Genomic DNA, 13,551 nt, shown 5'->3' on the forward strand with positions numbered 1-13,551 from the left:
ATCGCTGATGGCGAACGAAGACAAGCTCCGCGAATACCTCCGGCGGGTCACCGCTGAGCTGCACGAGACCGGCGAGCGCTTGCGCTCCGTCGAGGAGAAGGACAACGAGCCGATCGCCATCGTGGCGATGAGCTGCCGGTACCCGGGTGACGTACGGACCCCCGACGAGCTGTGGGAACTGGCGGCCTCCGGCCGGGACGGGATCACCGACTTCCCCACCGACCGCGGCTGGGACCTGGAAGCGCTGTACGACCCCGAGATGCAGCGGCCAGGCACCAGCTACACCCGCGAGGGCGGGTTCCTGCACGACGCCGGCGACTTCGACCCGGAACCGTTCAAGATCTCGCCGCGTGAGGCGCTGGCCATGGATCCGCAGCAGCGCCTGCTGCTGGAGGCTTCCTGGGAGGCGTTCGAGAGCGCCGGAATCGATCCGCTGTCACTGCGGGGCAGCCGTACGGGTGTGTTCGCCGGGGTGATGTACCACAATCACGCGGCGAGCGTCGGTGCCGTGCCCGAGGGCGTCGACGGATACCTCGGTACCGGCACCGCGAGCAGCGTCGTCACGGGCCGGGTCTCGTACACCCTGGGACTCGAAGGACCGGCGGTCACCGTCGACACCGCGTGCTCGTCGTCATTGGTGGCGTTGCACCTCGCTGTGCAGTCGCTGCGATCTGGTGAGTGCACCATGGCGATAGCCGGCGGGGTCACGGTGATGACGACCCCGGCCACATTCATCGACTTCAGCAGGCAGCGTGGCCTTGCCGCAGACGGCCGGTGCAAGGCCTTCTCCGCCGCAGCCGACGGCACGGGCTGGGGTGAAGGCGTAGGCGTACTCCTGGTGGAGCGGCTGTCGGACGCGCGCCGCAACGGGCACGAGGTGCTCGCCGTCGTACGCGGTTCCGCCGTCAACCAGGACGGGGCGTCCAACGGCCTGACGGCGCCCAACGGTCCTTCCCAGCAGCGCGTCATCCGGCAGGCCCTGGCAGGCGCCAGGCTGACGGCCGCCCAGGTGGATGCCGTGGAAGCGCACGGCACCGGCACCACACTCGGCGACCCGATCGAGGCGCAGGCACTCATCGCCACGTACGGGCAGGAGAGGACTCACGGCCGGCCGCTGTGGCTCGGGTCGCTGAAGTCGAACATCGGGCACACGCAGGCTGCCGCAGGTGTGGCCGGTGTGATCAAGATGGTGATGGCGATGCGGCACGGGGTGCTGCCGCAGACCCTGCACGTCGACAAGCCGTCGGTGCACGTCGACTGGTCGGCCGGGCGCGTCGAGCTGCTGACCGAGCAGATGGACTGGCCCGAGACGGGCGAGCCGCGCCGGGCGGGGGTGTCCTCGTTCGGAATCAGCGGCACCAACGCGCATGTGATCCTCGAACAGGCAGTCCTCGACAGCCCGTCGGCCCCCGGCCCGGCAGACGCACCAGGAGCTGACGCACGAACCCTGCTGGCCACCGGCACCGCACCATGGGTGCTCTCAGGGAAGTCGCCGGAGGCGGTCGCTGCCCAGGCCGCCCGTCTCCTGGCGCATCTGGAGACACGCCGCGGTGGCGGTCCCGCCCCGGTGGACATCGCTTGGTCGCTCGCGACCACCAGGGCCTCGCTCGAACATCGCGTGGCCCTGGTGGCTGAGGACCACGACGGCTTCCTGTCCGCGCTCCGGTCCGTGGCCCACGTCGGGACAGCCCCCGGCGCCGTACAGGGGACCGCGTCCCGCAGGGTCAAGCCGGTCTTCGTGTTCCCGGGGCAGGGTGCGCAGTGGACCGGGATGGCGTCCGGCCTCGTGGAGTCGTCCCCCGTCTTCGCGGCGCGGCTCGCAGAGTGCGGTGAGGCGCTGGCCCCCTACACGGACTGGTCCCTCCTGGACGTGGTGCGACGCGTGGAGGGCGCCCCTTCGTCGGACCGGGCGGACGTCATGCAGCTGGTGCTGTGGGCGGTCATGGTCTCGCTGGCCGAGCTCTGGCGTTCGTGCGGAGTGGAGCCGGCCGCTGTCATCGGCCACTCCCAGGGCGAGATCACCGCAGCCACCGTTGCCGGAGCCCTTTCCCTCCCGGACGCGGCCCGCCTGGTGGCGCGACGGCGAGAGGTGACGATGCCTCTCTCCGGCAAGGGCGGGATGGTGTCGGTGCCGCGCCCGGTGGAATGGGTGCGCGAGCAGGTGCGGCCGTACGGCACCCGGCTGTCGGTGGCGGCCGTCAACGGGCCCATGTCCGTCGTCGTATCGGGTGACCTGGACGCATTGGACGCCTTCGTGTCCGCGTGCGCGGCAGCCGACGTACGGACCCGGCGCATCGCGATGGACTACGCGTCCCATTCGGCGCAAATCGAAAGCATCCGTGAGGGGCTGGCGGAGGCCCTGCAGGGGCTCGCCCCACGCTCCGCGGAGATTCCCTTCTACTCCACGCTGACGGGCGGGCTCATCGACACCGCCGGCCTGGACGCCGACTACTGGTACCGGAACCTGCGGTCCATGGTGGAGTTCGAGGCGGCGACCACCGCCGCACTCGCCGACGGGCACACGGTGTTCATCGAGGTCAGCCCGCACTCGGTACTCACAGCAGGACTTCAGGAGACCTTCAACACGGTGGGCGGCGACGCGGTGGCGCTCGGCACCCTGCGGCGAGGTGAGGACGAGCCCCGCCGGTTCATGACCTCGCTCGCCGCCGCCCACACGAACGGTGTGGAGCCGGACTGGCGTGCCGTGTACGCAGGTACCGGCGCCCGGCGCGTGGACCTGCCCACGTACGCGTTCCAGCACCGGCGCTACTGGTTGGCCCTGGCCGGCACGACGGACACGAACCGGCCCGGAACCGCCCCGGAGGACGACGCGTTCTGGACCGCCGTCGAGGGCGCGGATCTGGAGGCCCTCACACGGACACTCGCGGTCGACACCGAGCAGTCGTTCGCAGCGGCACTGCCCGCATTGTCCGCGTGGCGCCGACAGCGCACCGCTCTGTCCACCGTCGATTCCTGGCGCTACCGCGTGCTGTGGAAGCGCATCGCAGAAGCGACCGCAACACCTCAGCCGACGGGCACGTATCTGGTGGCGGTGCCCGCGACGACCGCAGCCGACCCGTACCTCGACGCGTGCCTCGACGCACTCGCCCCCGCCGACACCGTCGTCGTCCGTGTGGCTCCGGGCAGCGATCGCGACGCGTTGGCCACCCTCATACGCACCGCGCTGGGCGACGCACCCGACACAGCCATGGCCGGGGTGCTCTCGCTGCTCGCTCTGGACGTACGCACCCACCCCCGGACGGACGCCGTTCCGGCCGGGCTCGCGCACACGGTTGCCCTCGTCCAGGCCCTCACGGACACCGCGGTGCAAGCTCCGCTGTGGATCGCCACCCGTGGCGCCGTCTCGGTGGGCCGCACGGATCACGTGACCGACCCCGCCCAGGCCCTGCTCTGGGGACTGGGCGGCGTGATCAGTGCCGAACGCCCGCAGAGCTGGGGAGGCCTGCTCGACCTCCCCGAAGACCTCGACCGGCGGGCGTCCCGTCGTCTCCGCGCAGTCCTCGCGGCGCGCGACGACGAGGAGAACCAGTTGGCGATCCGTGCCACAGGTGTGCACGGGCGCCGGCTCGTCCCCGCACCCCGCCCTGCCCGTACTCCTGCCTCCCACGACTGGCGCTCCCCCCGAGGCACGGTGCTCATCACGGGCGGCACCGGCGCGCTGGGCGCGCACACCGCCCACTGGTTCGCGGAGAGGGGCGCCGAACACCTGCTGCTCGTCGGCCGACGCGGCGCCGAAGCACCCGGCGCGGAGTCCCTGGCGGCCGAACTCACGGCGAAGGGCTGCAAGGTCACCCTCGCGGCCTGTGACGCGGGTGACCGGTCCGCGCTGGCCGCCCTGCTCGCCTCGGTCCCGGCCGAACTGCCCCTGACGGCGGTCGTGCACAGCGCGGCGCTGCTGGACGACAGCCTGCTGGACACCCTGAGCATCGGCCAGCTCGAACGTGCACTCCAGGCGAAGTCACGAGCCGCGATGAATCTGCACGAACTCACCCGCGAGCTCGACCTCTCCGCTTTCGTGCTCTTCTCCTCCGTCGCAGGTCTGATCGGCGGCGCCGGTCAGGGGAACTACGCCCCTGCCAACGCCTTCCTCGACGCCCTCGCCCACCATCGCCGCGCCGAAGGCCTGACAGCCGTCGCGATCCAATGGGGTCACTGGCACGGCAGAGGCCTCGGAGCCGCGCAGGAAGAGAACTTCGCGCGCGGCGGTGTCGGCTCCATGGACCCCGAACTGGCTCTCCTGGCCCTGCAACAGGCTCTCCAGGACGACGAGACCTCGCTCGTCGTGGCAGATGTGCGGTGGGACCGGGCCGCCGGGCGGAACGCTGCGCTTCGGCCCAACCCACTGCTCCGCGAGCTGGCCCACGTCCATGAGGCGGGCCCGGGTGCAGCCGGCCCGGCGCAGCAGGAGCCCGTACACCGTTCGGCGCTCGCCGCACGCCTGCGCACCATGCCGGAACAGGAGGGCCTCCGCCTCTTGCTGGACCTGGTCCGCGACGAGGCCGCCGCGCTGCTGGGCCACGGATCCAGGGAAGCGGTGCCAGCAGACAGAGCATTCCTGGACCTCGGATTCAGCTCGATCAGCGCGGTCGAACTGCGTAACCGGCTCGACGCCGCATCTGGGCTCAGCCTGCCGACGACACTCGTTTACGACTACCCGTCCCCAGTTGCTCTGGCACGCCACCTGCGTTCCCAGCTGGCGCCGTCGCAGGACAGCGGAACCCTGACGGCTCCGGACGACCGCAGGGACGATGCGGACGACCCGATCGCCATCGTCGGCATGAGCTGCCGGTTCCCCGGTGGCGTCACCTCGCCGGAAGAGCTGTGGGACCTGCTGGCCGCCGGATCGGACGGAATCACCACCCTGCCGGAGAACCGCGGATGGGACCTCGGTTCGCTCCACGGTCCGCGTGCCGACTCCGCCGGCACGGGCACCTCGTCCACAGGAGAGGGCGGCTTCCTGCACGAAGCCGCTGACTTCGACGCCGAGTTCTTCGGGATCTCGCCGCGTGAGGCGCTGGCGATGGACCCCCAGCAGCGGCTGCTGCTCGAAGCGTCCTGGGAGGTCCTCGAACGCGCGGGCATCGACCCTTCGTCGCTTTTCGGCAGCTCGACCGGAGTCTTCGCCGGTACGAACGGGCAGGACTACGCCCATCTCATGGGCGGTGCAGGCGAGTCGGTCGCCGGGTACGGTGCCACGGGCAGCTCCGCCAGTGTGCTCTCCGGCCGGGTGTCCTACACGCTGGGACTCGAGGGCCCCGCAGTGACGGTGGACACGGCGTGCTCGTCGTCCCTGGTGGCGCTGCACTGGGCGAGCCAGGCGCTGAGCTCGGGCGAATGCTCACTGGCCCTGGCCGGTGGGGTGACGGTCATGTCGACTCCCGGCGCATTCGTCGAATTCTCCCGGCAGGGCGGCCTGGCACCGGACGGCCGGTGCAAGGCGTTCGCGGAAGCCGCGGACGGGACGGCGTGGGGCGAAGGTGTGGGCGTACTGCTGCTGGAGCGTCTGTCGGATGCGCGGCGGAACGGGCACGAGGTGCTGGCGGTGGTGCGGGGCAGTGCGGTGAACCAGGACGGTGCGTCGAACGGTCTCACGGCGCCGAACGGTCCTTCGCAGCAGCGGGTCATCAACCAGGCCCTGGCGAACGCAGGTCTCGGCCCGGACCAGGTGGACATGGTCGAGGCACACGGTACGGGTACCCGGCTGGGTGACCCGATCGAGGCGCAGGCGCTGCTGGCGACGTACGGGCAGGGTCGGTCGGAGGGCAGGCCGCTGCTGCTGGGGTCGATCAAGTCGAACATCGGTCATACGCAGGCTGCTGCGGGTGTGGCTGGTGTGATCAAGATGGTGATGGCGATGCGGCACGGTGTGGTGCCGCGCACGTTGCATGTGGATGAGCCGTCGTCGCAGGTGGACTGGTCGGCGGGCTCGGTGGAGCTGCTGACGGAGTCGGTGGCGTGGCCGGAGACGGGTGAGGCGCGACGGGCGGGTGTGTCGTCGTTCGGTATCAGTGGTACGAACGCGCACGTGATTCTTGAGCAGGCGCCGCATGCGGAGGCGATTGCTCCTTCGGCTCCGGTCCCGGTGCCGGTGGTGCCGTGGGTGGTGTCGGCGAAGTCGGCCGAGGCGCTCGATGCGCAGGTGGAGCGGGTCTCGGCGTTCGCCGACGATCGGAATCCTCTGGATGTCGGGTTCTCGTTGGTGACGACGCGTGCGCGGTTGGAGCACCGTGCTGTGGTTGTGGGGGACCGGACGGTCGTGGGGTCGGTGGCCCCGGGGCGTATGGGTGTGTTGTTCTCGGGTCAGGGTGCGCAGCGGTCGGGTATGGGCCGTGAGCTGTACGAGTCCTATCCGGTGTTCGCGGATGCGTTTGATGCGGTGTGTGCGGAGCTGGACCGGCACTTGGACCAGCCGATCCGGGATGTGGTGTTCGAGGGTGGTGAGCTGCTGGATCAGACGCAGTTCACCCAGGCCGGGCTGTTCGCTCTCGAAGTGGCCTTGTTCCGTCTCGTTTCGGCGTGGGGTGTGAAGCCGGATTACCTGCTGGGTCATTCGATCGGCGAGCTGTCGGCCGCGCACGTCGCTGGGGTGTTGTCGCTGGAGGATGCGGCGAAGCTGGTGGCGGCGCGTGGTCGTCTGATGCAGGCGTTGCCGGCGGGTGGGGCGATGGTCTCGCTCCAGGCGACGGAGGCGGAAGTCCTGCCGCTGCTGACGGACGGCGTGTCCATCGCAGCGCTCAACGGCCCTTCCGCGAGCGTGGTTTCCGGTGACGAGGACGCCGTCCTCGCGCTCGCTGGGCACTTCGAGGCGGAGGGCCGTAAGACCAAGCGGCTGCGGGTCAGCCACGCGTTCCACTCGCCCCGTATGGATGCCATGCTGGACGATTTCCGTGCGGTTGCCGAGGGTCTTTCCTTCCACGCGCCTGGGATCGGGATCGTTTCGAATGTCACCGGGCAGGTGGTGTCGGCGGACGAGATCTGTACTTCCGAGTACTGGGTGCGTCATGTCCGTGAGGCGGTCCGCTTCGTGGACGGGATGCGTGCGCTCCAGGACCAGGGTGTGGCCGTGTTCCTGGAGTTGGGTCCGGACGGTGTGCTGTCCGCGATGGGCCAGGACTGCATCGAGGAGTCGGTGTTCGTCCCGGTTCTCCGCAAGGAGCGTGACGAGGCAGGGACGCTGGTCACCGCGCTTGCCGAGCTTCATGTACGGGGTTCGGGGGTGGACTGGGCGGCGTACTTCGCCGGCACCGGTGCCCGCCGCATCGAGCTGCCGACCTACGCCTTCCAACGGCAGCGGTACTGGCCCGAGATGGCGACGTCAGTTCATTCCGGCAACGAGGCGCAGTTCGCCCCTGATGCCTGGCGTTATCGGGTGGTGTGGAAGTCGGTCGCGGGTGTGGTGTCGGAGTCGCTTGCGGGTGGTTGGCTGGTGGTGTGTGGGCCGGGTGGTGTGGATGGTCCGGTGGTGTCGGGGCTGGTGGCTCGTGGTGCGGGGTTGCTGGTGGTCGACGGGGTTGTCGATGGTGGGGTGTTGGGGGAGCGGTTGGCCGGTGTGTCCGGTGTGGTGTCGTTGTTGGCCGCTGCGGGGACGTTGGGGTTGGTGCAGGTGTTGGCCGGTGTGGATGTGCCGGTGCGTCTGTGGTGTGTGACGAGTGGTGCGGTGTCGGTGGGGCGTGCGGACGGTGTTGTGGATCCGCTGGGTGCGCAGGTGTGGGGTCTGGGGCGTGTGGCCGGGCTGGAATTGCCTGGTGTGTGGGGTGGGTTGGTCGATGTTCCGGCTGTTGTGGACGAGCGGGTGATGGGCCGGTTGTGCGGTGTGTTGGCCGGTGGGGGTGGTGAGGATCAGGTGGCGGTGCGGGGCTCGGGTGTGTTCGGGCGTCGTGTGGTGCGTGCCCCGGGTGCGGGTGCGGGTGCGGGTGTGGTTGTGGGTGGGACGGTGTTGGTGACGGGGGGTTCGGGTGCTCTGGGTGGGCATGTGGCCCGGTGGGCGGTGGGTGAGGGTGCCGGCCGTGTGGTGCTGGTGAGTCGTGGTGGTTCGGCTGCGCCGGAGTTGGTGGAGGAGTTGGAGGGTCTGGGCGCCGAGGTGGTGGTCGCGGCGTGTGATGTGAGTGACCGGGGTGCCCTGGCGGGGCTGGTGGAGGAGGTCGAGGCGTCCGGTGGGCCGGTGCGCTCGGTGTTCCATACGGCTGGTATCAACCGCTTTGCGTCAGTTGCCGACACTCGGCGGGACGACTTCGACGAGGTGCTGCGTGCCAAGGTGATGGGTGCGGACAACCTGGACGCGGTCTTCGGTGACCGGACGCTTGACGCGTTCGTGCTGTTCTCGTCGATCGCTGGGATCTGGGGCAGCGGTGGCCAGGCCGCTTATGCGGCGGCGAACGCGCATCTCGACGCCCTGGCCGAGGGGCGGCGGGCCCGTGGCCTGACCGCCACCTCCATCGCCTGGGGACCCTGGGCCGAAGGCGGAATGGCCGAGGGAGAAGCCGCGGAGCACCTGCGTCGACGTGGTCTGATCGCCATGGCGCCGGCCATGGCGATCGCTGGACTCGAGCAAGCTCTCGATGAGAGTGACTCCGTGATCACGGTCGCCGATGTGGACTGGCAACTCTTCACGCCGACGTTCACCGCCGTACGCGTGAGCCCACTGCTGAGGGAACTCACCGAGCTCGACGGATCCGGCACTGCCGACAGCCGGCCCTCCTCCCCTCCTGCCAGGTTCGGCGACCTTCCGGAGATGGAGCGGGCCGCTGCGCTGCTCGACCTCGTGCGCCGGCAGGTCGCGTCGGTTCTGGGCCACCGGAACACGGCCAGGATCCCGGCGGACCGAGCGTTTCAGCAACTGGGGTTCGACTCCCTGACGGCCGTCGAGCTACGGAATCTGCTGCAGAAGGAATCCGGTCTCGATCTGCCCACCACTCTTGTCTTCGACTGCCCGAACCCCGCTGCGCTGGCGGACTACCTGCGTGTGCGGCTCTTCGGTGCCGGAGAGCCCTCGTCACAGACCGCGACGGGCACGTCCGTCACGGGCGACGACCCGATCGTCATCGTGGGCATGAGCTGCCGACTCCCCGGCGACGTCCGTACTCCGGAGGACCTCTGGTCCCTGCTGGTCGCGGAGGCCGACGGAATCACCGGATTCCCGGTCGACCGGGGCTGGGCCGTGGACCCGAACGCCTCCTTTGCACGCTCGGGCGGCTTCCTGCACGACGCTGCCTCGTTCGATGCCGAGTTCTTCGGGATCTCGCCGCGTGAGGCGCTGGCGATGGACCCGCAGCAGCGCCTGTTGCTCGAAGCGTCGTGGGAGGCGTTCGAGCGTGCGGGCATCGACCCGCTCTCCGTACGCGGCAGCCGCACAGCTGTTTTCGCCGGAGCCGCGAGCCAGGGATACGCATCGGGAGCGAACGCCGGTGAGGTGGAGGGCGTCGGCGGGCATCTCCTGACGGGCAACGCAACGAGTGTCCTGTCCGGTCGCGTCTCGTACGCCTTCGGGCTCGAAGGGCCGGCCGTCACGCTGGATACGGCGTGCTCGTCGTCTTTGGTGGCTCTGCACCTTGCTGCTCAGGCCCTGCGGTCGGGCGAGTGCTCGCTGGCACTGGTCGGTGGCGTGACGGTTATGGGCACTCCGGTGACGTTCTCGGAGTTCTCCCGGCAGGGCGGGCTTGCAGGGGACGGCCGGTGCAAGTCATTCGCAGAGGCTGCGGACGGCACGGGCTGGTCCGAAGGCGTGGGTGTGCTGCTGGTGGAGCGGCTGTCCGATGCGCGGCGCAACGGCCATGAGGTGCTGGCTGTGGTGCGGGGCAGTGCGGTGAACCAGGACGGTGCGTCGAACGGTCTCACGGCACCGAACGGCCCGTCGCAGCAGCGGGTGATCCGAGAAGCGTTGCTGAACGCCGGTTTGTCGGCTTCCCAGGTGGACGCCGTGGAAGCGCATGGCACCGGTACTGCCCTGGGCGACCCGATCGAGGCGCAGGCAGTTCTCGCTACGTACGGGCAGGGGCGTGACGACGCACATCCGCTGCACCTGGGCTCGCTGAAGTCGAACATCGGTCATACGCAGGCTGCTGCGGGTGTGGCTGGTGTGATCAAGATGGTGATGGCGATGCGGCACGGTGTGGTGCCGCGCACGTTGCATGTGGATGAGCCGTCGTCGCAGGTGGACTGGTCGGCAGGCTCGGTGGAGCTGCTGACGGAGTCGGTGGCGTGGCCGGAGACGGGTGAGGCACGCCGGGCGGCTGTGTCGTCGTTCGGTATCAGTGGTACGAACGCGCACGTGATTCTTGAGCAGGCGCCGCATACGGAGGCGATTGCTCCTTCGGCTCCGGCCCCGGTGCCGGTGGTGCCGTGGGTGGTGTCGGCGAAGTCGGCCGAGGCGCTCGATGCGCAAGTGGAGAGGTTGTCGGCGTTCGCCGAGGGCCGGAATCCGGTGGATATCGGGTTCTCGCTGGTGACGACGCGTGCGGCGTTGGAGCACCGTGCTGTGCTGATCGGTGACCGGTCCGTGCGGGGCGAGGTGGTCGAAGGCCGGTCGGCGTTTTTGTTCTCGGGTCAGGGTGCGCAGCGGTCGGGTATGGGCCGTGAGCTGTATGGGTCCTATCCGGTGTTCGCGGATGCGTTCGATGCGGTGTGCGCGGAGCTGGACCGGCACTTGGACCAGCCGATCCGGGATGTGGTGTTCGAGGGTGGTGAACTGCTGGATCAGACGCAGTTCACCCAGGCTGGGCTGTTCGCTCTCGAAGTTGCGCTGTTCCGCCTGGTCTCTGCATGGGGCGTGAAGCCGGATTACCTGCTGGGTCATTCGATCGGCGAGCTGTCGGCCGCGCACGTGGCCGGGGTGTTGTCGCTGGAGGATGCGGCGAAGCTGGTGGCGGCGCGTGGTCGTCTGATGCAGGCGTTGCCGGCGGGTGGGGCGATGGTCTCGCTCCAGGCGACGGAGGCGGAAGTCCTGCCGCTGCTGACGGACGGCGTGTCCATCGCAGCGCTCAACGGGCCCTCTGCGACGGTGGTTTCCGGTGATGAGGACGCGGTCCTGGCGATTGCCGCGCAATTCGAGGCGGAGGGTCGTAAGACCAAGCGGCTTCGGGTGAGCCACGCGTTCCACTCGCCCCGCATGGACGCCATGCTGGACGACTTCCGGACAGTCGCGGAGTCCCTGACCTTCCACCGGCCTGGGATTGGGATCGTCTCGAACGTCACCGGTGAGGTCGTATCGGGCGACGAGGTTTGCTCGGCGGACTACTGGGTGCGCCATGTCCGTGACGCGGTCCGTTTCGTGGACGGGATGCGTGCGCTCCAGGAGCAGGGTGTGACCGTGTTCCTGGAGTTGGGTCCGGACGGTGTGCTGTCCGCGATGGGCCAGGACTGCGTCGAGGACTCCGCGTTCGTCCCGGTTCTCCGCAAGGACCGCGACGAGGCCCGGACGCTTGTCATTGCCCTCGCCGAGCTCCACGTACGGGGATCGGCGGTGGACTGGGTGGCGTACTTCGCCGGTACCGGCGCCTGCCGCATCGACCTGCCCACCTACGCCTTCCAGCGGAACCACTACTGGTTCGAGGAGCCGACTGCTTCACGCACCGACCCCACTGATGCCTGGCGTTATCGGGTGGTGTGGAAGTCGGTCGCGGGTGTGGTGTCGGAGTCGCTTGCGGGTGGTTGGCTAGTGGTGTGTGGGCCGGGTGGTGTGGATGGTCCGGTGGTGTCGGGGCTGGTGGCTCGTGGTGCGGGGTTGCTGGTGGTCGACGGGGTTGTCGATGGTGGGGTGTTGGGGGAGCGGTTGGCCGGTGTGTCCGGTGTGGTGTCGTTGTTGGACGCTGCGGGGACGTTGGGGTTGGTGCAGGTGTTGGCCGGTGTGGATGTGCCGGTGCGTCTGTGGTGTGTGACGAGTGGTGCGGTGTCGGTGGGGCGTGCGGATGGTGTGGTGGATCCGCTGGGTGCGCAGGTGTGGGGTCTGGGGCGTGTGGCCGGGCTGGAGTTGCCTGGTGTGTGGGGTGGGTTGGTCGATGTTCCGGCTGTTGTGGACGAGCGGGTGCTGGGCCGGTTGTGCGGTGTGTTGGCCGGTGGGGGTGGTGAGGATCAGGTGGCGGTGCGGGGCTCGGGTGTGTTCGGGCGTCGTGTGGTGCGTGCCCCGGGTGCGGGTGCGGGTGCGGGTGTGGTTGTGGGTGGGACGGTGTTGGTGACGGGGGGTTCGGGTGCTCTGGGTGGGCATGTGGCCCGGTGGGCGGTGGGTGAGGGTGCCGGCCGTGTGGTGCTGGTGAGTCGTGGTGGTTCGGCTGCGCCGGAGTTGGTGGAGGAGTTGGAGGGTCTGGGCGCCGAGGTGGTGGTCGCGGCGTGTGATGTGAGTGACCGGGGTGCTCTGGCGGGGCTGGTGGAGGAGGTCGAGGCGTCCGGTGGGCCGGTGCGCTCGGTGTTCCACGCGGCTGGTGTCGGTCAGATGACCGGCCTGGTGGGTATGACCGGGGACGAGTTCGCGGGTGTGCTGCGTGCCAAGGTGATGGGTGCGGACAACCTGGACGCGGTCTTCGGTGACCGGACGCTCGACGCGTTCGTGCTGTTCTCGTCGATCAGCGCCGTATGGGGCAGCGGCGGCCAGGCCGCTTATGCGGCGGCGAACGCGCACCTCGACGCCCTGGCCGAGGGGCGGCGGGCCCGTGGCCTGACCGCCACCTCCATCGCCTGGGGACCCTGGGCCGAAGGCGGAATGGCGGAGGGCACGACCGAGGACCTGCACCGGCACGGACTCGTCGCGCTGGCTCCATCCCGGGCGGTCACCAAGCTGCACCAGGCGCTGGCTGAAGACGAGACCACCCTCACGGTCGCCGAGGTGGACTGGGAACGCTTCGCACCCGCGTTCACGGCTCGACGCCCCAGCCCTCTTCTCGGTGAACTCATCGACGCGCATGAGGCGCTGAAGCAGTCAGATGCAGCGACGGACACCGGACCTGGTGATGCGGCGATGCAACTGCGTGAGCGGCTGTCGGCGGCCACCGTGCCGGAGCAGAGCCGTATCCTGCTCGAACTCGTGCGAGGCGAGGCGGCGCGGGTGCTGGGACACGAGTCGTCCGACGCAGTCAAGCCCAGACGGGGCTTCGTGGAGCTGGGCTTCGACTCGCTCATGGCTGTCGAGGTGCGTAACCGGCTGGCTTCCCTCACAGGGCTCCGTCTGCCGACCACGCTCCTCTTCGACTTCACCTCGTCAGCCGCGCTGGCGGAGCACCTGTGTTCCGAGCTGGCTCAGGACATGTCCGCCGCGGCCCCGGTCGCGTCGGCCATCACCGAGTTGGAACGCATGCTCTCCGGGTTGCCTGCCACCGGCGTCGACCGTGAGGACATCACGGAGAGACTTCAGGGCCTTTTGGCGGCGTGGGGTGGCTCACAGGCGCCTGTCACGTCGTCGGACACGTCCACGCCGACGACCGTCGAGGTGGACCCCGCGCTCGACGCGGCCACGTCGGATGAATTGTTCGACCTCATTCAGCGCGAATTCGGCAAGTCCTGACCGGCAGTTGTCGACGCGCGTGCAAACCATGGCTTTCTCAA

1 protein-coding gene is annotated in these 13,551 nt (G+C 69.4%); it reads left to right on the forward strand.

The genetic code is table 11. The features are described 5' to 3' along the window. Window positions 1–4 precede the first annotated feature (4 nt). Window positions 5–13,510: a type I polyketide synthase gene (locus HED23_RS14545; RefSeq protein WP_420803075.1), complete on the forward strand. Its 13,506-nt coding sequence runs from the start codon at window positions 5–7 to the stop codon at window positions 13,508–13,510. Window positions 13,511–13,551: the final 41 nt, after the last annotated feature.

Origin of the sequence: Streptomyces pratensis (assembly GCF_016804005.1) — a bacterium.
Classification (GTDB): domain Bacteria; phylum Actinomycetota; class Actinomycetes; order Streptomycetales; family Streptomycetaceae; genus Streptomyces; species Streptomyces pratensis_A.